The organism is Streptomyces sp. NPDC049813 (assembly GCF_044465085.1).
Classification (GTDB): domain Bacteria; phylum Actinomycetota; class Actinomycetes; order Streptomycetales; family Streptomycetaceae; genus Streptomyces.
In genome coordinates this window covers 45,247-66,140 of sequence record NZ_JBITLI010000012.1, presented here as the reverse complement: position 1 = coordinate 66,140, position 20,894 = coordinate 45,247, and the positions used below count along the sequence as shown (strand labels likewise).

19 protein-coding genes are annotated in these 20,894 nt (G+C 73.0%); 11 read left to right on the top strand and 8 right to left on the bottom strand.

Annotated elements, in window-relative coordinates:
• Window positions 1-56: 56 nt before the first annotated feature.
• Together ACIBW6_RS23705 and ACIBW6_RS23700 are read right to left on the bottom strand one after the other, a co-directional pair.
• Window positions 57-713 (bottom strand): TetR/AcrR family transcriptional regulator, encoded by a 657-nt coding sequence (locus tag ACIBW6_RS23705; protein WP_399062728.1) that lies wholly within the window; start codon window positions 711-713, stop codon window positions 57-59.
• 514 nt (window positions 714-1,227) lie between these two features.
• Window positions 1,228-2,859 (bottom strand): MFS transporter, encoded by a 1,632-nt coding sequence (locus tag ACIBW6_RS23700; protein WP_399062726.1) that lies wholly within the window; start codon window positions 2,857-2,859, stop codon window positions 1,228-1,230.
• Between the two features lie 190 nt (window positions 2,860-3,049).
• Here ACIBW6_RS23700 and panB point away from each other — a divergent pair, with 190 nt between their 5' ends.
• From panB to ACIBW6_RS23685, 3 genes are all read left to right on the top strand, one after another.
• Window positions 3,050-3,922, top strand: coding sequence for a 3-methyl-2-oxobutanoate hydroxymethyltransferase (gene panB, locus ACIBW6_RS23695; RefSeq protein WP_399062724.1), 873 nt, complete (start codon window positions 3,050-3,052; stop codon window positions 3,920-3,922).
• A gap of 293 nt (window positions 3,923-4,215) precedes the next feature.
• Complete coding sequence (locus ACIBW6_RS23690; protein WP_399062722.1) at window positions 4,216-5,247, top strand: ATP-binding cassette domain-containing protein; 1,032 nt, start codon at window positions 4,216-4,218, stop codon at window positions 5,245-5,247.
• On the top strand, window positions 5,244-6,086 hold the full coding sequence (locus tag ACIBW6_RS23685; protein WP_399062720.1) for an ABC transporter permease: 843 nt from the start codon (window positions 5,244-5,246) through the stop codon (window positions 6,084-6,086). Before ACIBW6_RS23690 ends, ACIBW6_RS23685 begins: the two co-directional genes overlap by 4 nt.
• A gap of 34 nt (window positions 6,087-6,120) precedes the next feature.
• Here the strand turns inward: ACIBW6_RS23685 and ACIBW6_RS23680 are convergent, their stop codons facing one another.
• Window positions 6,121-9,429, bottom strand: coding sequence for a BTAD domain-containing putative transcriptional regulator (locus tag ACIBW6_RS23680; RefSeq protein WP_399062718.1), 3,309 nt, complete (start codon window positions 9,427-9,429; stop codon window positions 6,121-6,123).
• Between the two features lie 300 nt (window positions 9,430-9,729).
• Between ACIBW6_RS23680 and ACIBW6_RS23675 the strand changes: the two genes are divergently transcribed.
• A complete protein-coding gene (locus tag ACIBW6_RS23675) occupies window positions 9,730-10,533 on the top strand; it encodes a site-2 protease family protein (RefSeq protein WP_399062716.1) in 804 nt (267 codons plus the stop codon).
• Here the strand turns inward: ACIBW6_RS23675 and ACIBW6_RS23670 are convergent.
• The 3 genes from ACIBW6_RS23670 to ACIBW6_RS23660 all read right to left on the bottom strand — a co-directional run bounded on the left by ACIBW6_RS23670 (window position 10,520) and on the right by ACIBW6_RS23660 (window position 12,685).
• A complete protein-coding gene (locus ACIBW6_RS23670; protein ID WP_399062714.1) occupies window positions 10,520-10,717 on the bottom strand; it encodes a hypothetical protein in 198 nt (65 codons plus the stop codon). The genes ACIBW6_RS23675 and ACIBW6_RS23670 overlap by 14 nt on opposite strands.
• A 108-nt stretch (window positions 10,718-10,825) precedes the next feature.
• The gene (npdG, locus tag ACIBW6_RS23665; protein WP_399062712.1) at window positions 10,826-11,551 is read right to left on the bottom strand and encodes an NADPH-dependent F420 reductase; all 726 of its coding nucleotides are present in this window, start codon (window positions 11,549-11,551) and stop codon (window positions 10,826-10,828) included.
• 9 nt (window positions 11,552-11,560) lie between these two features.
• The gene (locus tag ACIBW6_RS23660) at window positions 11,561-12,685 is read right to left on the bottom strand and encodes an exo-alpha-sialidase (protein ID WP_399062710.1); all 1,125 of its coding nucleotides are present in this window, start codon (window positions 12,683-12,685) and stop codon (window positions 11,561-11,563) included.
• 162 nt (window positions 12,686-12,847) lie between these two features.
• Between ACIBW6_RS23660 and ACIBW6_RS23655 the strand changes: the two genes are divergently transcribed.
• Entirely contained in the window at window positions 12,848-13,459 is a 612-nt protein-coding gene (locus tag ACIBW6_RS23655; protein WP_399062708.1) for a hypothetical protein, read from the top strand.
• A 26-nt stretch (window positions 13,460-13,485) separates the two neighbouring features.
• Here the strand turns inward: ACIBW6_RS23655 and ACIBW6_RS23650 are convergent, their stop codons facing one another.
• A complete protein-coding gene (locus ACIBW6_RS23650) occupies window positions 13,486-13,719 on the bottom strand; it encodes a hypothetical protein (RefSeq protein ID WP_399062706.1) in 234 nt (77 codons plus the stop codon).
• Between the two features lie 67 nt (window positions 13,720-13,786).
• On the opposite strand from ACIBW6_RS23650, the gene map reads away from it, so the two are divergent.
• Window positions 13,787-14,662 carry a type I methionyl aminopeptidase gene (map, locus tag ACIBW6_RS23645; protein WP_399062704.1) on the top strand — a complete coding sequence of 292 codons (876 nt, stop codon included), beginning with the start codon at window positions 13,787-13,789 and terminating at the stop codon, window positions 14,660-14,662.
• 195 nt (window positions 14,663-14,857) lie between these two features.
• Window positions 14,858-15,511 carry a heme oxygenase (biliverdin-producing) gene (locus ACIBW6_RS23640; protein ID WP_399062701.1) on the top strand — a complete coding sequence of 218 codons (654 nt, stop codon included), beginning with the start codon at window positions 14,858-14,860 and terminating at the stop codon, window positions 15,509-15,511.
• A 98-nt stretch (window positions 15,512-15,609) separates the two neighbouring features.
• Here ACIBW6_RS23640 and ACIBW6_RS23635 read toward each other — a convergent pair whose 3' ends face one another.
• A complete protein-coding gene (locus ACIBW6_RS23635; protein ID WP_399062699.1) occupies window positions 15,610-16,284 on the bottom strand; it encodes a PhzF family phenazine biosynthesis protein in 675 nt (224 codons plus the stop codon).
• Window positions 16,285-16,485: 201 nt separating this feature from the next.
• Between ACIBW6_RS23635 and efeO the strand changes: the two genes are divergently transcribed.
• From efeO to ACIBW6_RS23615, 4 genes are read left to right on the top strand one after another with little or no spacing between them, the layout of a single operon-like run.
• Entirely contained in the window at window positions 16,486-17,637 is a 1,152-nt protein-coding gene (gene efeO / locus ACIBW6_RS23630) for an iron uptake system protein EfeO (RefSeq protein ID WP_399062697.1), read from the top strand.
• A gap of 7 nt (window positions 17,638-17,644) precedes the next feature.
• Window positions 17,645-18,988 (top strand): iron uptake transporter deferrochelatase/peroxidase subunit, encoded by a 1,344-nt coding sequence (gene efeB, locus ACIBW6_RS23625; protein WP_399062695.1) that lies wholly within the window; start codon window positions 17,645-17,647, stop codon window positions 18,986-18,988.
• Between the two features lie 3 nt (window positions 18,989-18,991).
• Window positions 18,992-19,837: an iron uptake transporter permease EfeU gene (gene efeU, locus ACIBW6_RS23620; protein WP_399062693.1), complete on the top strand. Its 846-nt coding sequence runs from the start codon at window positions 18,992-18,994 to the stop codon at window positions 19,835-19,837.
• Between the two features lie 37 nt (window positions 19,838-19,874).
• Window positions 19,875-20,864, top strand: a complete 990-nt coding sequence (locus ACIBW6_RS23615) for a hypothetical protein (RefSeq protein ID WP_399062691.1) — start codon at window positions 19,875-19,877, stop codon at window positions 20,862-20,864.
• Window positions 20,865-20,894 lie beyond the last annotated feature (30 nt).

Below are 20,894 nucleotides of genomic sequence, written 5' to 3'. Positions count from 1 at the left end.
GTCCGGAGTTCCGGACAGGGTGCCGGAAAGTGCTTCCTGTGACGAAACGCGCACATTCAGCCGGGTCGCCCGGGGCGGAGTCCGGCCAGGGCGAGGTCGACGATCCGCTCGGCGAGATCGTCGGCGAGCGGCGCGTCGGCGCGCAGGACGCTGCGCAGCAGCATCGGGCCGGCGAGGAGGTCACCGGCGAGTTCGATGTCGGTGCCGGCGGGCAGTTCGCCGTCGGCGACGCCGCGGCGCAGCACGTCGTGCATCAGGCGGCGGCGGGGTTCGATGACGATCTCGTGGTACGCGTGCCAGAGCCTGGGCAGGGTCTTCATCTGGGCGAAGACGTTGTGCAGCAGCGCCGATCTGCGCATGTCCAGGCCGCGGCGGCGCAGGTGGTCCAGGAGGCGGACCAGGTCGTCGCGGAGCGAGGTGCCGGGGAGGTCGGGGTCGGGGGCCTCGATGGAGCGCAGGACGTCGACGAACAGTTCGTCCTTGCCGCTCCAGCGGCGGTAGATGGTGGCCTTGCCGACGCCGGCGGTGCGGGCGATGCGCTCGATGGACAGGTCGGCGAGCGGGACGCCGTCCTCCAGGAGGGCGATGACGCCTTCGACGATGGCCTGTTCCGCGGCCTCGCTGCGGGGGCGGCCGCGGGCCGCGTAGGGGGTTGGGGGTGGGGTCGGGGGGCCGTGCCCTTGCGTCTGCTGCTCGGCCCGTTCCGTGTTCACGTCTCCGCCTTCCGCCCGGTGCCGGGGCTCGGCGGTCCGCCGGGTCCCGCCTCCATCCTCCCAGCGTCTGCCGGTCCCCTATCGACCCGGACCCAGGTGCGCCGGGGTCGGGGGCCACCCCGGGCCCCCGAAGGCGGTCGTTCACCCGACGGGCCGGTGGGGGCTGGTCGCGCAGTTCCCCGCGCCCCTGAAGGGCGCACTCCGTGCGGCCCCGTCGTCGTCTGCCGGTCGGTGGGGGCTGGTCGCGCCGTTCCCCGCGCCCCTGAAGGGCTCACTTCGTGCGCCCCCGCCGTCGTCTGCCCGCCAGTGGGGCTTCTCGCGCCGTTCCCCGCGCCCCTGAAAGGCGCACTCCGTGCGGCCTCTCGTCCCTGGGGCTGCGGCGGAGCCGCATGCTTCAGGGGCGCGGGGAACTGCGCGAGCAACCACGACGGCGCCGCAGACGAAGTCCGCTTCGAGGGGCGCGGGGACGGGCCCGCGGGCACCGGCGGGGGGGCTCAGGTGCGCCCCGGGTGGGTCATTGGTCCGCGCCGATCTTGTCGGGGGCGCCCCGATCCGCGGCGGCCTCCCCGGCGGGGCCACGCCCGGGCAGGAACACCGCCGTGACCACCGCGCTGAGCAACGCCACCCCCGCCCCCCACAACGCGGTGACATGCATGGCATGCAGAAAGGCCCCGTAAGACGCCTCGACCAGCCCCCCGGCCCGCGGCCCGATCCGCTCAGCCACCCCGAGCGTCGCCTCGATGGACCCACCGGCGGTGTCCCGCAGCCCCGCGGGCAACCGCGCGAGCCCGTCGGTACGGCTCTCCAGCCCGTGCCGGTACGCCGTGGAGAGCACCGAGCCGAGGACGGCGATCCCGAGCGCCCCGCCGACCTGCCGGAACGTGTTGCTGAGCGCCGACGCCGACCCGGCCTTCTCCCGCGGCAGCGCCTGCATGATCACGACGCTGGTCGGCGTCATGACGTGCGCCATGCCCGTCCCCATGAGGAAGAACATGACCTCCAGGATCCAGATCGGGGTGTCCGCGTCGAGGACGGTGAACGCCGCGAGCATGGCCGCGAGCAGGACGAGCCCGCCCGTGGTGGTGGCCCGTACGCCGATCCGGTCGACGACGATCCGGGCCCGCGGCGCGAAGATCAGCTGGGCCGCGGCGAGCGGCAGCATCAGGGCGCCGGTCTGCAACGGCGAGTACCCGCGCACGCTCTGGGTGTAGAAGACCGAGAAGAACGTGACGCCCATCAGCGCGAAGAAGACCAGCGCGATGGCGGCGATGGCCGCCGAGAACACCTTGTTCCGGAAGTAGCCGATGTCGATCGAGGGGTGGTCGCTGCGCTTCTCGTGGACCACGAACCCGACGAGGACGGCGAGCCCCGCGATGATGGTGACGAGCACCTGGGGGCTGGTGAAGTCGCCTTCGTCGCCGCCCTTGATGATCCCGTAGACGAGCAGGACGAGGCCGACGACGGACAGGACGACGCCGACGAGGTCGATCCGGCCCGGCTTCGGGTCCTTGGAGTCGGGCACGAGCGCGACCATCAGGACGACGGCGAGGATCACGATCGGCACGTTGACGAGGAAGACCGAGCCCCACCAGAAGTGGTCGAGGAGCAGACCGCCGGTGATCGGGCCGATCGCGATGGCGAGGCCGACCCCGCCGGCCCAGATGCCGATGGCCTTGGGCTGCTCCTCGCGTTCGAACACGTTCATGAGCACGGCGAGAGTGGCCGGCATCACGAAGGCGGCCCCGAGCCCCATGACCGCGCGGAACGCGACGAGCTGGGCCGGTGAGCCGGACTCGGCCGCCAGCGCCGAGCCGATCCCGAACACGACGAGGCCTCCGACCAGGACCTTCTTGCGGCCCAGCCGGTCGCCGAGCAGCCCCGCGGTGAAGAGCAGGCCCGCGAAGACCAGGGTGTAGGAGTTGATGGCCCACTCCAGCTCGCTCTGGGTGGCACCCAGGCCGGTGGGGGCGGGGGTCGAGATCGTCTTGATCGCGACGTTCAGGATCGAGTTGTCCAGGACGACGATCAGCAGGCTCAGCATGAGCACACCGAGGATCGCCCAGCGGCGGCGGTGCACGGCCTCCGGGACCCGGGGGCCCGCAGCAGCGGCAGGGCGGCCGGAACGGTCAGGAGCGGGACTGGTCATACGTACGACCGTAGCCTTTTTTCGATACGGACCCGTCTCGTATTGGTGTGCGAGGAGAAAGCCTTACCGAGGCTTTACGCACCCGGGCGGCCCGGGGGCCCTGGCGCGGAACCGGCACGCGGTGCCACCATGGAGAGGATCCGGGGACGCCGTCAGGGCGCCTCGAGACGAAATTGAAGGAGCCGTTGCGATGACGCAACTTCAGGCTGCCCAGACACCGGCCCCCGACAGCAGCAACCCCAAGGCGCTGTACGGAGGCAAGGGCACCCGTCGCATCACCGTCCGCGACATCACCCTCGCGAAGGAGCGGGGCGAGAAGTGGCCGATGCTGACCGCCTACGACGCGATGACGGCGTCGGTCTTCGACGAAGCCGGCATCCCCGTGATGCTGGTCGGCGACTCGGCAGGCAACTGCCACCTCGGGTACGACACCACGGTCCCGGTCACCCTGGACCAGCTCACCATGCTCTCGGCCGCGGTGGTGCGCGGCACGCGCCGCGCGCTGATCGTCGGCGACCTCCCCTTCGGCTCCTACCAGGAAGGCCCGGTCCAGGCGCTGCGCTCGGCGATGCGGCTGGTGAAGGAGGCGGGCGTCGGCGCGGTCAAGCTGGAGGGCGGCGAGCGCTCCCACGAGCAGATCAAGCTCCTGGTCGACGCCGGCATCCCGGTCATGGCGCACATCGGCCTGACCCCGCAGTCCGTGAACACGCAGGGCTACCGCGTACAGGGCCGCGGCGAGGAGGCGGCGCAGCAGCTGCTGCGGGACGCGAAGTCGGTGCAGGACGCGGGCGCGTTCGCCGTCGTCCTCGAACTGGTCCCGGCGGAGCTGGCCGCGGAGGTCACCCGGGTCCTGCACATCCCCACGGTCGGTATCGGCGCGGGCCCCGAGACGGATGCGCAGGTCCTGGTCTGGACGGACGCGCTCGGTCTGACCGGCGGCAAGATGCCGCGCTTCGTCAAGCAGTACGCGGACCTGCGCGGCGTGATGACCGACGCGGTCAGGGCGTTCGCGGAGGACGTGACCGGCGGAACGTTCCCGCAGGAGGAGCACTCGGTGCACTGATCCGCCCCGAGCCCGCGAGTCCGCAAGTCCGTGAATCCGCGAGTCCGCGCGTCCCTGGCCCCCGAGGCCGGGGCCCTGGGCCCCGGCCCCCTGAACCACCGTGGCACCAACGCGGCCCGTCGATCTTCCCCCGGTCGACGGGCCGCGGCCGTTCCCGCGCGGATGCCGTTCCCGCAGCTCCCGGCCGAGCCGAGCCAATCTGTCGGCGATATATCGGCGTACGCTCGGCTCTGTCGGTCGGCTGTCAGCGGCTTGTAGGTGGATTGTCGGTGGCGACTGGCACCTTGTGGGACATGACGCGAATCGACAAAAACCCCGGCGACAGCGCGGCCGGCCGCCCGGTGGCCGTCTCCGTGCGGGGGCTGGTCAAGCACTACGGCTCGACCAAGGCCCTGGACGGCGTGGACCTGGACGTGCACGAGGGCACCGTGATGGGCGTGCTCGGGCCGAACGGCGCCGGCAAGACGACCCTCGTCCGCTGCCTGTCCACCCTGATCGTCCCCGACTCCGGCACCGCGGTCGTGGCCGGCTACGACGCGGTGCGCCAGCCCCGCCAGCTGCGCCGCGTGATAGGCCTCACCGGCCAGTACGCCTCGGTCGACGAGAAGCTCTCCGGCCGGGAGAACCTGTACATGATCGGGCGGCTGCTCGACCTGTCCGGCAAGGAGGCCCGGGCCCGCGCCGACGCGCTCCTGGAGCGGTTCTCGCTCACCGACGCCGCCACCCGCCCCTGCAAGACCTACTCCGGCGGCATGCGCCGCCGCCTGGACCTGGCGGCGTCCATGATCGGCCGCCCGCACGTCCTGTACCTGGACGAGCCGACCACCGGCCTCGACCCCCGTACCCGTAACGAGGTGTGGGACGAGGTCCAGCGCATGGTGCGGGACGGCGTGACCGTGCTGCTCACCACCCAGTACATGGAGGAGGCCGAGCGGCTCGCCTCCGAGCTGACCGTGATCGACCGCGGCCAGGTGATCGCGGGCGGCGGCATCGAGGAGCTGAAGGCGAAGGTCGGCGGGCGCACCCTGCGCATCCGCCCGGCCGACCCGCTGGAGCTGCGCCCGCTCGCGGCCGCCCTGGACGACATGGGCCTGACCGGCCTCGCGACCTCCACCGTCGACGCCGAGTCCGGCACGGTCCTGGTCCCCGTCCTGAGCGACGAGCAGCTGACCGCGGTCGTCGGCGCGGTCACCGCGCGCGGCATCACGATCGGCTCGATCGCCACCGAACTGCCCAGCCTGGACGAGGTGTTCCTCTCCATCACCGGCGAGAAGGCGTCCGCCCCGCAGGACGCCCGCCCCCAGTACGAGGAGGTCGCCGTATGAGCACCACCACTCTCACCGCTCCGGCCGCGCCCACCATCACGGTCGACGCCGACCCCCGGATCGGCCTGCGCGGCCACCTGCGCCACACCGGTGCCCTGATCCGCCGCAACCTGCTGTGGATCAAGCAGGACCCGGAGTCGATGTTCGACGCCGTCCTGATGCCGGTCGTCTTCACGCTGCTGTTCGTGTACGTCTTCGGCGGCTCGATCGGCCAGTCGCTCGGCGGCGGCCAGCAGGCCTACGTGCAGTACGTGATCCCCGGCATGGTCGCGATGATGAGCATGAACATCGCCCAGGGCGTCGGCACCGGCTTCAACGAGGACTTCAACAAGGGCATCATGGACCGCTTCCGGTCCCTGCCGATCGGCCGGGCCTCGGTCCTCGTCGCCAAGATCTCGGTGGAGCTGCTGCGGCTGCTGGTCGCGTCCACCGTGCTGATGATCGTCGCCACCCTGGTCGGCTTCGACATCCACCACTGGGGCGGTCTGTTGGCCGCGGTCGGCCTGTCCGCGCTGTTCGGCTCCGCGATCATGTGGATCTTCCTGGTCCTCGGCGTGACCATGAAGAACGCCCAGTCCGTGCAGGCGATGGGCTTCCTGGTGATGATGCCGCTGCAGTTCGGCTCGTCGATCTTCGCGCCGACCAAGTCGATGCCGGGCTGGCTGCAGAACTTCACCGAGTACAACCCGATGTCGGGGCTCGCGGACGCGGCCCGCGGCCTGATGCTCGGCGGCCACTACCCGGTCGCCCACGGCCTGTGGGTGACGCTCGCCTGGACCGCGGGCCTGACCCTGGTCATGGCGCCGGTCGCGATCCGCAAGTTCACCAAGAAGAGCTGAGCGCCCCCGCGCCGGCCGGGGCCCGGAGCCGGTCTCAGGGTGTCGTCCGTGTCAGCAGGGCGGTGGCCTCCTCCACGGAGAGGCCGCCGCCCTCGGCGTACGCCCGCTCGTACTCCGCGTCGCCGAGCAGGGCCCGCGCCCCGGCATCGGCGCCCTCGCGCCACGCGCGCTCCAACCGGCTGCGGTGGTGGTGGAGCGGCAGCGACGCGTCGGACGCGGCGATGACCCGGGCGGCGGTCTCCGCGTCGCCGGGCCGCCCGCGCAGCGTGAGCCCGTGCGCCGCGGTCAGCAGGTGCTGCGCCGACAGGGTGGGCATGATCACCGCGGCCAGCGGGTCGCCCGCGAGTTCGAGGGCCCGCACCGCGCCCGCGAGCGCCCGCTCACCGTCTCCGTCGACGGCGTCGAGCATCGCTTCCATGCCGGTGCTCATGCCGTGGAAGAAGACGATGTCGGCGACCTTGAACTCGCTGCGCAGCGCGGCGAGGTGCTCGCGCGCCTCGGTGGTGCGGCCGGTGCTCGTGAGCCGGCCGACAAGCATCATCCGGGCGGCCGGGCGGGCCTCGTTCATGTGCCGGCGGCTGGTCTCGAGGGCCTCGCGCAGCATCTGTTCGCCGCGCGCGCCCTCGCCCTGCTCGATGCGGACCTGGCCGAGCCGGACCTGGAGGATCGCGGCCTGGGCGTGCGCGCCCATGCTCTCGGCGACGCCCCGCGCCCGGGTGTAGTCGGCTGCGGCCTCCGCGTACCGGCCGAGCTTCTCGTGGGTCTCGCCGCGCGAGGAGAGCGCCTCGGCGACGCCCCACTCGTCGCCGAGCCGGGTGAACAGCGCCAGCGCCTCGTCGGCGTCCACGAGCCCGGCGGGGGCGGTGTCGCTCTGGTTGGCCAGGATGTTGGCGCGCAACTGGAGGACGAGCGCCAGCTCCCAGTCGTAGCCGAGCTTCCGGCAGGTGCGCACGGTCAGGTCGGTCAGCTCGTGCATCCGGTCGAGCTGCCCGGTCATCAGGACGGCGAAATACCAGATGTTGCCCGGGGTGCGGCAGGCCTGCGGCAGGTCGGCCCGGTAGGTCTCGCGGATGGCGCGCAACCGGGCCTGCCCCTCCTCCGACTGCCAGATCTCCATCTCCATGTCCATGTAGCCGAGCCGGCACAGGTGGACCTGCCGGCGGGCCTCCGCGAGGAGTTCGCCGGTGAGCGGCGGCGGCACGTCGGTGCAGCGCTCGTACACCGGCGGGGCCGGGCGGACCGGTCCCGCGAACGGGTCGGGGCCGAGCGCCCCGGCCTCCCCGGCCCACAGCCGGGCCTCGCTGCGCAGGTCCCGCATCTGCCAGAACCAGACGAGGGACAGCACGAGGCTGAGGGTCTCCTGCTCGTCGCGGGCGGCGACGGCGCGCCGCAGGGCCGTGCGCAGGTTCTCGTAGTCCCGCTCGATGCGGGCGACGGCGGCGCGCTGGCCGTGGCCGCGCAGCAACGGGTCGGTCGTGCGGGCGAGTTCGCGGTAGTACGTGAGGTGGGCGCGTTCGGCGCCGGGGCGCTCGTCCGCCTCGTCGAGCCGGTCGCCCGCGTACTCGGCGACGGTCTCCAGGAGCCGGTAGCGCATCGCCGCCTCGTCGTCGCCGTCGGGCGCGGCGACGACGAGGGACTTGTCGACGAGGGAGGCGAGCGCCTCCAGGGTGGCGGGGCCGCACACCGCCTCCGCGGCGCCCAGGTCGCAGCCGCCGCTGAAGACGGAGAGCCGGGCGAGGACGGCGCGCTCGGTGCCGTCCAGCAGATCCCAGGACCAGTCGACGACGGCGCGCAGGGTCTGCTGGCGGGGCAGCGCGGTGCGGGCTCCGGAGGTCAGCAGCCGGAACCGGTCGTCGAGCCGGTCGGCGATCTGGCGCGGGGTGAGCATCCGCAGCCGGGCGGCGGCCAGTTCGATGGCGAGCGGCAGGCCGTCGAGACGGCGGCAGATCTCGGCGACGGCCTCGGGCGCCTGCTCGACGGTGAAGCCGGGCCGCACGGCGGCGCCGCGCTCGCCGAACAGCCGCAGCGCGTACGGCTCGGGCAGCGGCTCGACCGGGTGGAGCGACTCGCCCGGCACGCCGAGCGGTTCGCGGCTCGTCGCGAGCACGGTGACCCCGGGGCAGCGGGCCAGGAGGTGTTCGGCGAGGGCGGCGGCGGCGCCGATGACGTGTTCGCAGTTGTCGAGGATGAGCAGCATCCGGCGGTCCGCGCAGTGCTCGACGATGCGGACGAGCGGGTCGTCGCCGTGCCGCTCGCTCACCGCGCGCAGCTCCTCCGCGCCGGCGCCGCGCAGCACCGTCTCGCGGGCCCCGATCGCGCTGACGACGGCTTCCGGCACGGCCTCCGGGTCGCCGACGGGCGCGAGTTCGGCGAGCCAGACGCCGTCCGGCGCGGAGCCGGCGAGTCCCTCGGCCACCTCCTGCGAGAGCCGGGTCTTGCCCGCGCCGCCGGGGCCGAGCAGCGTGACCAGCCGGACGCGGCCGAGGTCGGCCCGGATCGCCTCGATGTCGCCGTCGCGCCCGACGAAGGAGGTGAGGCGGGCGCGGAGGTTGCCCGGCGCGGTGGCCGGGGCCGGGGCCGGGGCTGCCGCCCCGGGCGTCCCGGGTGCGTCCGGCGCCGCGCTGCCTGCCCGCAGCAACGCGCCGTGCACGCCCCGCAGTTCGGGGCCCGGGTCGGCGCCGAGGCGGTCGGCCAGCTCGCGGCGGACCTGGTCGTAGGCGGCCAGCGCCTCGGCCGTGCGGCCCGTGTCGCGCAGCGCGCGCAGCCGCAGCACCTGCAGCTGTTCGTCCAGCGGGTGCGCGTCGCACAGGGCGGTCAGCTCGGGCAGGGCCGTGTCGCCCCGGCCGAGCGCCAGGTGGGCCGCGAGCCGGGTCCGCCGCGCGTCCAGTTGCCGGGTGTCCCAGCGGGCCGCCTCCGCGGTGCGGTCGGGCAGGTCGGTGAGGACGGGCCCCCGCCACAGGCCGAGCGCCTCGTCGAGCAGGTCGGCCGCCTTGGCGGGGTCGCCGTCGGCGAAGGCGCGGATGCCGTCGGCGGCGAGCCGCTCGAACCGGAACAGGTCGATGTCCTCGCTCCGCGCGGCGAGCCGGTAGCCACCCTCGTCGGAGGTGATCGCGTCGGCGCCGAGGGCCCGGCGCAACCGGCCGATCAGGGCCTGGAGCGCGCCCGGCGCGTCGGCGGGCGGCTCGGGGCCCCACACCTCGTCGACGAGGACGGCGGCGGGCACGGTCCGGGCGGGGCGCAGGGCGAGCACGGTGAGCAGGGCGCGCAGCCGTGCTCCGCCGACGGGGACGGTCGTGCCGTCGTCGTGGAGTGCCTGGGTGGGGCCGAGGATGCGGTAGCGCACGTGGACATTGTCCCCGGTGCGCCGGGGGCGTGGGGCCGGGTGGGTACCCGGGCGGGTCACGGGTGTGATCCCGGGTCTGTCGGTGAGATGGGTATGTGCGGGTTTCGTCGTGGCTGGGCGCGCCGTTCCCCGCGCCCCTTTTGGGCAGTCGTTCGACCGGCCGCCGGTGGGGGCTGGGCGCGCAGTTCCCCGCGCCCCTGAGAGGCGCACTCCGTGCGTCCCCAGGGCGCGTCGTTCCGTGGGGCGGGTACGTTCAGTCACGTCAGTGAATTCGGACCAGTGCATCGGGAGCCGGTCGTCATGACCACCGCCACACCGCGCCGCGGCGACCACAGGATCAGCCCCGTCTTTCTCGGTATCGCCGCGGTGACGGCCGTGAGCGGGTGGGCGGTGTGGACGGACTTCGCCCCGCAGCCGGGCCTCGCCGTCTTCCTGTTCGTGACGGGGGCGTGGATCGTCTCGCTGTGCCTGCACGAGTACGCGCACGCCCGCACCGCCCTGCACAGCGGGGACATCTCCGTCGGCGCGAAGGGCTATCTGACCCTGAACCCGCTGGCGTACACGCACGCCCTGCTCAGCATCGTGCTGCCGGTCCTCTTCGTGATCATGGGCGGGATCGGGCTGCCCGGCGGCGCGGTCTTCATCGAGCGGGGCCGCATCCGGGGCCGCTGGAAGCACAGCCTGATCTCGGCCGCGGGCCCGCTGACGAACGTGCTGTTCGCGGTGGTCTGCACCGCCCCGTTCTGGCTGGACGGCCTGGACGGGGTGCCGGACACCTTCCGCTACGCGCTCGGGTTCCTGGCGCTGCTCCAGGTGACGGCCGCGATCCTGAACTTCCTGCCGGTCCCCGGCCTCGACGGGTACGGGGTGCTGGAGCCGTGGCTGTCGTACAAGGTCAGGCGGCAGGTGGAGCCGTTCGCCCCGTACGGGCTGCTCGTGGTCTTCGCCGTGCTGTGGATCCCCGAGGTCAACCAGTACTTCTTCGACGCGGTCCACGCGGTGCTGCGCGCGCTCGGCGTCACCGAGTGGGACACGGACTGGGGCCGGGAGTTCTACCGGTTCTGGCGGGGCACGCCCGAGATCCCGACCTTCACACAGTCGTAGTCGGGCCCGTCCGCTGCGCCTTCTCCGCCTTGGCCTTGCGTACGTAGAACCAGGTCATGTTCGACGTGACGCCCGCGATGAGGACCCAGACGATCCCGAGGAAGCTGCCCTGGACGAAGGAGACCACCGCCGCGGCGACGGCCAGGACGCAGACGACGAGGGCGAAGAGGGCGATGCGGGGCATGGGGTCGGCTCCAATACGGCACGGCTCGGTGTTCGCCGCCCAGTCTCCCCCATGCCCCGGCGCCGGACGAAGGCGCCCTGAACGTACGGAAAGTATAAGGATTCGGTGTTATACGTCCGTGACGCGCAGGCCCGCGTGCGCCTTGTAGCGGCGGTTGGTGGAGATGAGGTTCGCGACCAGGGACTCGACCTGGTGGGCGTTGCGCAGCCGGCCCGCGAAGACGCCCCGCATGCCGGGGACGCGGGCGGCCAGCGCCTGGACGAGGTCGGTGTCGGCGCGGGCCTCGCCCAGCACCATGACGTCCGTGTCGATCTCCTCGACCGCCGGGTCGGCGAGCAGCACGGCCGACAGGTGGTGGAAGGCGGCGGTGACGCGGGAGTCCGGCAGCAGGGCGGCGGCCTGCTCGGCGGCGCTGCCCTCCTCGGGCTTGAGCGCGTACGCGCCCTTCTTGTCGAAGCCGAGCGGGTTGACGCAGTCGATGACGAGCTTGCCCGCGAGGTCCTCGCGCAGCGCCTCGAGAATCGCGCCGTGTCCCTCCCACGGCACGGCGACGATCACGATGTCGCTGCGCCGCGCGCACTCGGCGTTGTCGGCGCCCTCGACGCCCTCGCCCAGTTCCCCGGCCGCGGCCGACGCGCGTTCGGCGGCACGCGATCCGATGATGACTTTCTGACCTGCGCGGGCGAAGCGGTAGGCGAGGCCTTTGCCCTGGGGCCCGGTGCCGCCGAGCACGCCGACGACGAGTCCGGAGACGTCGGGGAGGTCCCAGGGGTCCTTGGCCGGGGTCTTGGGGGCGTTGTCCGTACTGCTCGGGGCGCTGTCGTGGGAAGTCATGGCCCGACCCTACTCAGCGGCCCGCGTCCCGCGCAGCAGGGCCACGGGCAGCCGCCGGAAGGTGATCGTCTCGTACGCGGAGAAGTCCCCGGTCTCGTAGAGCAGGCCGACGGTGGCCTCGTCGACCCGGACGAGGTCGCTGTACGCGGCGGGCAGCCCGTCGACGGGGACGGTGTGCGCGGGCGGCCAGGTGACGCCGCCGTCGAAGCTGCGGCGCACCGTCATCAGGGCCCGGAAGCCGGGGTCGGCGGGGCCCGAGTAGAGCAGCACGTCCGGGTCGCCGAGGTGCAGGAGGCTGCCCTCGACGACCGGGCCGACGAGCCCGGCCTGCGGGCGGAACGGCTTCACCAGGTGCTCGCCGCCGTCGGTGGAGCGGGCGTCGGCGCGGGTGCCGGGCGCGGGCGAGTCGTTGCGGGTGTTGAAGTACAGCTCGCCGCCGGGGAGTTGGGCGGCGGTGGTCTCGTTGACGTTGATCTGCCCGTCGGTGTCGTCGTCGACGTAGCCGATCCGCCAGGTCGCGCCGGAGTCGTCGCTCAGCAGGCAGTGGCCGCCGTTGTACTTCCCCTCGGTCCCGGTGTCGGAGCCGGTGGGCGGCAGCGAGTGGTTGGCGGGGACGACGACGCGGCCCTCGCGGGTGAGCACGGCGTGTCCGGGCGTGGTCGCGTACCAGCGCCAGTCCGCCTTCTTCACCTGCCCGGTGATCTCCTGGCCGGGCGTCCAGGTGAGCCCCGCGTCGTCGCTGTACGTGACCCAGACGCGCCGTCCGTCGGCGGCGGCGACCCGCCCGCGGCGGATGGCGTCCTCGGTGGCGGCGGCCGCGTTGCGGACATGGACGAGCAGGACGCGTCCGGAGTCGAGCACGACGGGGGCCGGATTGCCCGCCAGGTCACGGCCGTTGGCGACGACCACCCGGAGCGGGCCCCAGCTTCGGCCGCCGTCCGCGGAGCGGCGCAGCACGAGGTCGATGTCGCCGCTGTCCGCGGCGGAGGAGCGCCGGCCCTCGCAGAAGGCGAGCAGCGTCCCGTCGGGGGTGGCCACGGCGGCCGGGATGCGGAAACTCGCGTACCCGTCCTGTCCGGCGCGGAAGGGCACGGAGGCCGGTGACGGCTCGGGCTGCGCTGTGGTGGCGGGCATACGCGTCATGGTTCCCGGCCCAGGACAACACCGGGTGAACTCCGGCCGTCCGGGCGGTCGCCGCCGGGTACCCCGTGCGTACGGGCCCCGGCGCGACCCGTACGGGCGGTCCTGGTGCGAACGGGCTGCCCGGCGGGCCGGGGTGGGGCACCATGCCCCTCCATGGACGCCGTACGAGTAGCCCTGCTGCGCGAGGTCCTCGCCGGGACCGAGTGGCCCGCCGCCACCCGCCGTTTCGCCGGGGGGCTGCGCTCCTCGGTCACCGCGCACGGGGGCGGGCTGCTCCTGGTGGGCTCCGCGGCGTACGAGCCGTGGCATCTGGCGGCGCACCTGGTGGACGAGGCGGCCTGGTCGGGCACGCCGGAGCTGGCGCCGACCCTCGTGCGGCACGCGGCCCGGCCCGAGGACCCGGCGCATCTGGCGGTCGGCCTCGGCCGTCTCGCGGCGGCCAGGCGCGGCGAGACGCTGCTGGTGGTGGCGCCGGACGCGGTGGGCGCCCCGCTCCTGGAGCGGGTGCACGACGCCCGGCGGGCCGGGGCGACGGTCCTCGCCCTGGACGCCGGGCCCGCGGGCAACGGGGAGCTGCACGCCCTGGCGCACGACGCGCTGACCGTGCCCGGCACCACCGACCTCGACCTCGACACGGTGCAGCACCTGGTCAGCGCGGCGGCCGGGGAGAACGCGGGGCACACCGGGCGCGGCCGGCGCGGTCTGCGCGACCGGCTCTCGCGGCTCGCGGACCAGCTGACGGCGCCGCCGCCGGCCCGCTGGTGACGGCGGCGGCGCGGCCGCCCGGCGGCCTATGCCTCGTCGCCGTCCCCGCGGGCCGTGGCGTCGTGCCACTTCGGGTCGGTCTCCCACTGGAGGTTCTTCTCCCGCGCGGTCGCCATGGCGTGCTCCGCCTCACCCCGGGTCGGGTACGGGCCGAACCGGTCCTTGGCGGGGCAGTCCGGCCCCTCCTCGACCTTCTGGTGCTCCAGGCAGTAGAACCACTCGCCCGGCTTGCCGACGGTCCGCTTCTTGAACAGGGCCACGGCCGACTCCTCTCCTCAGAACGCTCAGGGCCATGGTCCCCCACGGCCGCTCGTTACACTCGCTGGCATGTCTGGCCAGCCGACGCAGTCGTCGTCCACCGTTGTCGTACCCGGGGAGCAGTCCCCCGTGCGTTCCGTGCCCGGGAACATCCGGCGTCCCGAGTACGTCGGCAAGCCCGCGCCGACGCCGTACCGGGGACCGGAGGTGCAGACCCCGGAGACGGTCGAGGCGATGCGCGTGGCGGGCCGGATCGCCGCGCGGGCGATGGCGGAGGCCGCGAAGGCGATCGCGCCGGGCGTGACCACCGACGAGCTGGACCGGATCGCGCACGCGTACATGTGTGACCACGGTGCCTACCCTTCGACGCTCGGATATCGCGGCTTCCCCAAATCGCTGTGCACAAGCGTCAACGAGGTGATCTGCCACGGCATCCCCGACTCCACGGTGCTGCGCGACGGGGACATCATCAACCTCGACGTGACCGCGTACATCGGCGGGGTGCACGGCGACAACAACGCGACGTACCTGGTCGGCGACGTGGACGAGGAGTCGCGGCTGCTGGTCGAGCGGACCCGGGAGTCGCTGGAGCGGGCCGTCAAGGCCGTCAGGCCGGGCCGCCAGATCAACATCATCGGCCGGGTCATCGAGTCGTACGCCAAGCGGTTCGGCTACGGCGTCGTGCGGGACTTCACCGGGCACGGCATCAACACGTCGTTCCACTCGGGCCTCATCGTCCCGCACTACGACAGCCCGCACGCGACGACCGTGATGCAGCCCGGCATGACGTTCACGATCGAGCCGATGCTGACGCTGGGCACGTACGAGTACGACATGTGGGAGGACGGCTGGACCGTCGTCACCAAGGACCGCAAGCGGACGGCCCAGTTCGAGCACACGCTGGTGGTCACGGAGACGGGCGCGGAGATCCTGACGCTGCCGTAGCCTCCCCGTCCGCCGTTCCGGCGCCCGCCCAGGAGCCCGCCCCTCACCCGGGGGTGGGCTCCTCGCGTCTTCCCGCGCACCTCGGACCCCGTGTTCCTTGATCCCCCGATCGGGTAAGTTTTTACCGACAGGATGTCGGGAAGCCTGGTACTTTAGGTTAGCCTAACCTAACTTAAACCCGTCGGCGGAGGCCTCATGGACCCCTCGTTCTCCACTCTGATCCGCACCGCCTCGCACGAGCAGCACACGGAGGCGGAGACCTCGACCTTCATGAGCGACCTGCTCGGCGGCGGTCTCGGCGTGGACGCCTACGCGCGCTACACCGAGCAGCTGTGGTTCGTCTACGCGGCACTGGAGGAGGGCATCGAGCGGCTGGCCGACGACCCCGTGGCGGGCCCCTTCGTCCGGCCGGAGCTGCTGCGCCTGCCGGAGCTGGAGCGCGACCTCACGCACCTGCGGGGGCCCGGCTGGCGCGAGACGGTCTCGGCGCTGCCGGCGACGGCGGTGTACGCGGCCCGGATCCGGGAGTGCGCGCGGACCTGGCCGGCCGGGTACGTCGCCCACCACTACACCCGCTACCTGGGCGACCTCTCGGGCGGACAGATCATCCGCGACAAGGCGGAGCGGACCTGGGGGTTCCCGCGCAAGGGCGACGGGGTGCGGTTCTACGTGTTCGAGCGGGTCGGCAACCCGGCGGCCTTCAAGCGGGAGTACCGGGGGCTGCTGGACGCGATCGGCGTGGACGAGCTGGAGAAGCAGCGGGTCGTCGCCGAGTGCAAGGTCGCCTTCGCTCTGAACACCGGGGTCTTCCGTGCGCTGGGTGAGGAGTTTCCGGCGGTCGCCGCGTAGGGGCGGGCCGTGCGGACTCCACTCCGCCGGGTCGGGCGTACCGACACGGGGCTCCGCCCCGGACCCCGCTGCCTCTCGTCCGAACGGCGGGGCCGGTTCTATACCAGGCGAACCCGGCCGCCCACCTCGACGTAGCCGTTCGGCTGAGGCGCCGTCAGGATCTGGGAGCCGTCGCCCTGGCGGATGTTGAGGGCGCGGTCGAGGTGGGCGGTGAGCAGCAGCGCCGCCGCGCCCGTCGCCTCGTCCTCCTCGATCCCGTCGTCGCGGCCGGGGAAGCCGCGGGCCCTGATCCGGCCCGCGGCCTCGTCCTCCCAGGCCCAGGCGTAGACCCACTCCCCCGGCGGCGGCACCGGCAGCGCCTCCACCTCGGCCGCCGAGCCGAACCGGCGCAGCGTGCGCGGCGGGGCCCACTCGGGGCGCGCCTCGATCCAGCAGAACTCCCCGTCGAGCCGCGCCCCGACGTGCCCGGCCGGCACGACCAGCTCCGCCACGTCGAGCAGCCAGGCGGCGCCCACGCAGGGGTGGCCGGCGAACGGCAGGCGCAGCGTCGGCGTGTAGATGTCGATGAGGCCGCGCTCGGGGTCGTCGACGAACACGGTCTCGCTGAAACCCAGTCGGTGCGCGAGGGCCTGGCGGTCCGCCCGCGCGGGCAGCAGGGTCCCGTCGCGGACCACCCCGAGCGCGTTGCCGTGCCGGCCGTCGGGGCCGCAGAAGACCTGGAGCACGTCGTGGGCCGGGGCGGGGGCCGGGGCGTCGTTCAGCGCGTCGTTCACGGTGGCAGTGAAGCATGTCCGGGCCGCCGCTTGACCGTTGCTTGACCGTTGCCTGGGTCGCTGGTGGGTCGGTTGTGTCCGGGCCGCGACCAGGGGGTTCCCGTGAGAGGTGAATCACGGAACGAGCGGGTGGCGCTAAGGCAAGGCTCATATAAGTTAGGGCCGCCTTAGTACGAGCTGTGTACTTCCCTTGGAGCCCGCATGCGAGCCGTCCGTCTCTCCGTCGCCACCGCCCTCGTCACGGCGGCGGCCCTGACCGCCGTCACGGGCTGCACCGAGAAGAGCGACGCCAAGGGCGGCCCGGGTGCCATCGAGGTGACCGCCACCGACGACGGCTGCGAGGTGTCGAAGACCGAGTTCCCCTCCGGCCACGTCGAGTTGGCCGTCGAGAACAAGGGCTCGCGCGTCACCGAGGTCGAGATCCTCTTCCCCGACGACCGCATCGTCTCCGAGCGGGAGAACATCGGCCCCGGCACCAAGCACACCCTGACCGCCGAGGTGAAGAGCGGCGCCTACCGCATCGCCTGCATCCCGGGCATGAAGGGCAAGGGGCACCGCCAGGACGTGACCGCGACCGGCGGCAAGGCCGTCAAGCGCGACCCGCGCCTGGACGCCGCCGTCGCCGCGTACCGCCAGTACGCGCAAGAACAGGCGGACGCGACGCTGCCGAAGGTGAAGACCTTCACCGACGCGGTCCGCGCGGGCGACCTGGCGGGCGCCAAGAAGGCCTACGCCCCCTCCCGCATCGGCTGGGAGCGCACCGAGCCGGTCGCCGAGTCGTTCGGGGACATCGACCCCAAGGTCGACGTGCGCGAGGACGGTCTCGAGGAGGGCCAGGACCCGAAGACGGACTGGACGGGCTGGCACCGCCTGGAGAAGGCGCTGTGGCAGGACAAGAAGATCGGCTCGCGGGAGAAGGAGCTGGCCGGTCAGCTCGACAAGGACCTGAAGGACTGGCAGAACCGCGTCGGCCGCGCCGAGATCACCCCGACCTCGATGGCCAACGGCGCCAAGGAACTCCTCGACGAGGTCGCCACCGGCAAGGTCACCGGCGAGGAGGAGCGCTACTCGCACACCGACCTCGTCGACTTCAAGGCCAACGTCGAGGGCGCCGAGAAGGCGTACGGCCTGCTGAAGCCGGTCGCGGCGGAGAACGACGCGGCGCTGGCCAAGCAGCTCGACAAGGAGTTCGCGGCGCTCGACAAGCTGCTCGACACCTACCGCGAGGACAAGGACTCCTACGAGTTCGTCTCCTACGACAAGGTCGCCAAGGCGGACCAGAAGCAGCTGTCCGACGCGGTCAACGCCCTCGCGGAGCCGCTGTCGAAGCTGGCCGCCGCGGTCGTCAAGTAGGCAGCACATGGCCCCCGAGACCCCTGAGACCCCCGAGAACACTGCCGACGCCGCGGACGCCGCGAGTCCTGCGAACCGCGTGACCCGCCCGGGCCCCGCCGCGCCGGACGGCTCCCCCGCCCCCTCGCGGCGGTCCCTGCTGGCCGTCGGCGGCGCCGGGCTCGCGCTCGGCGCCGCCGCCGCGGGCGGTGCCGCGGCGCTGACCCGCTCCGGCGGCGACACCATGGAGCCGGCCGCCGAGTCGGGCGGCGCGGTCCCCTTCTACGGCGCGCACCAGGCCGGGATCGCCACGCCGGTGCAGGACCGGCTGCACTTCGCGGCGTTCGACGTGACGACCGAGGACCGCGCGGAGTTCGTCCAGCTCCTGAAGGACTGGACGCGGGCCGCCGCGCTGCTGACGGAGGGGCGGCCGGTCGGCGAGGGCGCGTACGGCGGGCTCGCCGAGGCACCGCCGGACGACACCGGCGAGGCGCTCGGCCTCAAGGCGTCCCGGCTCACGCTGACGATCGGCTTCGGGCCCTCGCTCTTCGAGAAGTACGGGAAGGCGTTCGGGATAGCGGGGCGCCGGCCCGCCGCGCTGGTGGAGCTGCCGAAGTTCCCCGGCGACAACCTGGACCGGGGCCGCAGCGGCGGCGACCTGTGCGTGCAGGCCTGCGCGGACGACCCCCAGGTCGCCGTGCACGCGGTACGCAACCTGGCCCGCATCGGCTTCGGCAAGGTCGCCGTCCGCTGGTCGCAGCTCGGCTTCGGCAAGACGTCCTCGACCACCCCGGACGCGCAGACCCCCCGCAACCTGATGGGCTTCAAGGACGGCACCCGCAACATCGCGGGCACCGAGACCGGGCGGCTCGACGCGCACGTGTGGGCCGCCGGCGCGGACTGGATGAGCGGCGGCTCCTACCTGGTCGCCCGGCGCATCCGGATGAACATCGAGACCTGGGACCGCACGTCGCTCCAGGAGCAGGAGGACGTGTTCGGCCGGGACAAGGGCGAGGGCGCCCCGGTCGGCAAGGCCAAGGAGCGCGACGAGCCGTTCCTGAAGGCGATGAAGCCGGACGCGCACGTGCGGCTCGCGCACCCCGACACCAACCACGGCGCGACGATCCTGCGCCGCGGCTACTCCTTCACCGACGGCACCGACGGCCTGGGCCGGCTGGACGCCGGGCTGTTCTTCCTCGCGTACCAGAAGGACGTGCGCACCGGGTTCATCCCCGTGCAGCGGAGCCTGGCGGCGGGCGACGCGCTCAACGAGTACATCCAGCACGTGGGTTCGGCGGTCTTCGCGGTCCCGCCGGGCGTGCGGGACGCCAAGGACTGGTGGGGCCGCGGCCTCTTCGAGAACGGGGCCTGAGACATGTTCGCGAACTACCTGATCGGACTGCGCGAAGGGCTGGAGGCCAGCCTCGTCGTCTGCATCCTGATCGCCTACCTGGTCAAGACGGACCACCGGGACGCGCTGAAGCCGGTGTGGCTGGGGATCGGCGCCGCCGTCGTGCTGGCGCTGGCGTTCGGCGCCGCCCTGGAGTTCGGCTCGCAGGAGATGACGTTCAAGGCGCAGGAGGCGCTCGGCGGTTCGCTGTCGATCGTCGCCGTCGGCCTGGTGACGTGGATGGTGTTCTGGATGCGGCGCACCGCCCGCCACCTCAAGGCGGAGCTGCACGGCAAGCTGGACGCCGCACTGCGCACGGGCACGGCCGCGCTGGTCCTCACCGCGTTCCTCGCGGTCGGCCGGGAGGGCCTGGAGACGTCGCTGTTCGTGTGGACGGCGGTGCACGCCACCGGTGACGGCACGGTGGAGCCGGTGGCCGGCGCGCTGCTCGGCCTGGCGACGGCGGTGCTGCTGGGCTGGCTGTTCTACCGCGGGGCGCTGCGGATCAACCTGGCGAAGTTCTTCACCTGGACCGGCGCCATGCTGGTCGTCGTGGCCGCGGGCGTGCTCGCGTACGGCTTCCACGATCTGCAGGAGGCCGACTTCGTCGGCGGTCTGAACACCCTGGCGTTCGACATCAGCGGCACGATCGCTCCCGACGGCTGGCTGGGCACGCTCCTGAAGGGCGTCCTCAACTTCCAGCCGGACCCAACGGTCCTGCAAGTCGTGGTCTGGTGCGTGTACTTGGTGCCGACGCTCGCGCTCTTCCTCGCGCCGCCCGGGCTGCTGTCCCGCAGGGGCGAGGCGCTGGGCGCTCCCTCTTCCCGGTAGGGTTCGGCCCCGGGAAGGGGAAGGTGAGGACAACGTCATGAGCGAGTTCAGGATTGCGCTCGGCAGGCCCGTCGCGGCAGCGGCGGCGGCCGTCGTGCTGTCCCTCACGGCGAGCGGCTGCGTGACCGTGCATGGCGAGCTCGAGGTCGTGCCGACGACCACGCGGGCCCAGGCGGCGCGGGCCCTGGACACGTTCGTCACCGCCTACAACAAGGCGGACAGGACGTACGACCGGGCGGCCGACGCGAAGTACGTCACGGGTGCGCTCGGCGCGATCGACGCGGCGAAGCTGAAGGCGGGCCACGTGGTGAGCCCGCAGGGCAATCCGAAGCACAAGCCGCTGGAGCTGACCGACTCGCACATCACCGTCCCGAAGAAGGCGGGCTGGCCGCGCTGGTTCGTCACGGACAGCGCCAACAACCGCATCCCCGGCTCCCGTTGGGTGATGGTCTTCACCCGCGACAGCGTCGACGAGCCGTGGGCGGTCTCCTATCTGACCGTCTTCCGCGGCGACACCTTCCCGGCGCTGAAGCAGGACGCGGACGGCTGGGGCGAGGCCGTCGCCGCCGACGCGAAGGGGCTCGCGATGCGGCCCGGCGAGCTGAGCGCGACCTACACCCGGTACCTGAAGGGCGGCGGGACGGGGTTCGCCGACGGGGCCTACACCTCCGAGTGGCGGGCGGCCCGCAAGAAGAACGCCTCGCGGCCGGGCCTGACCACGCAGTTCATCGACGAACCGCTCACCGGCGGCGACTACGCGCCGGTCGCGCTGCGCACCGAGGACGGCGGGGCGCTCGTCTTCTTCGCCATGCGGCGCTACGAGAAGCAGACCGCGTTCGCGGGCAGCGACCTGCCGCCGATCGGGCCGAGCGTGAAGGCGCTGATGTCGGGCGACGCGAAGCAGTCGGCGACGTACGGGTTCGTCTCCAACCAGACGGCGCTCGTCCCCGCCGCCGGGGCGGGCTCCCGGGGCGGGGTCGAGGTGCTGAACCGGGTCGAGGGGATCACCACCGCCGAGGGGTCCTGACCGGACCGGCCGGTCCTGGGCCGGGCACGG